General features: G+C 66.7%; 2 protein-coding genes. Both read right to left on the bottom strand.

What is annotated here, in order from left to right:
* Positions 1–745 (bottom strand): ABC transporter permease (locus ACH4YL_RS40825; RefSeq protein WP_398512601.1); only part of this gene is annotated, 745 nt, incomplete at its 3' end.
* Positions 742–1,031: ABC transporter permease subunit (locus tag ACH4YL_RS40820; protein ID WP_398512600.1), on the bottom strand; the 290-nt coding region annotated here is incomplete at its 5' end. The genes ACH4YL_RS40825 and ACH4YL_RS40820, both read right to left, overlap by 4 nt.

The raw sequence follows: 1,031 nt of genomic DNA, 5'->3' as shown, positions 1-1,031 counted from the left end.
CCTCAAGCGAGATCGCATGCGCGGTCTGGACTGTCGCGATGACGATGACCGGCGCCAGGCAATTCGGCAGGATGTGGCGGAAGACCGTGCGGGCATGGGAAAGGCCCAGCGATTGCGCCGCCTCGACATATTCCTTGCGCCGCTCGACCAGCGCCGAGCCGCGCACCGTGCGGGCGTAATAGGCCCATTGCACCATCACCAGCGCGATGATGATCTTGTCGACGCCCTTGCCGAGCCCGGCGACCAGGATCAGCGCGACCAGCACCGAGGGCAGCGAGAGCTGCAGGTCGACCAGGCGCATGATCGTGGTTTCGACGCGCCCGCCGGCATAGGCCGCGATCAGGCCGACCGCCATGCCGAAGGTCGCCGCGATGAGCCCTGAGAAAGCGCCGACCATCAGCGAGATGCGCAGGCCGTAGAGGATGCCCGAGAGCAGATCGCGGCCGACACCGTCCGAGCCCAGCCACATGGTGAAGCCCTCGCCAGCCTTCTCTCCCGGCGGCAGGCGCGAATCCATCACGTCCACGGCCGAGAGATCGTAAGGATTCTGCGGCGCGATCAGGGGCGCCGCGAGCGCGAGCAGGACGATGAGCGCGAAGACCGAGAGGCCGATCAGCGCAACGCGGTCCTCGAAGAAGCTGCGGGCGAAACGCCGGAACGGCGTCTCCTCCTTGGCGATGGGCGGGGGCGGCTGCTGCGCAGCGGCCGCGACGACCTGTTCGGGGGTAAGGATGCTGTCGCTCACGTCGTCGCCTCCGTCAGCCGCACGCGCGGATCGAGCGCGGAATAGATCAGATCCACCAGAAGGTTGATCGCCACGAACAGGACCACGACCACCATGACATAGGCGACGATGACCGGCCGGTCGAGCCGGGTGATCGCCTCCAGCAGGAGCCGCCCCATGCCCGGCCAGGCGAAGATCGTTTCGGTCACCACCGAGAACGCGACCAGCGAGCCGAATTCGAGGCCGAGCACGGTGACGATCGGGATCATGATGTTCTTGAGGATGTGCACGCCGATGATCCGGCTCT

The organism is Streptomyces sp. NPDC020681 (assembly GCF_044334895.1).
GTDB lineage: Bacteria > Actinomycetota > Actinomycetes > Streptomycetales > Streptomycetaceae > Streptomyces.
This window is presented reverse-complemented; position numbering and strand designations above follow the sequence as displayed.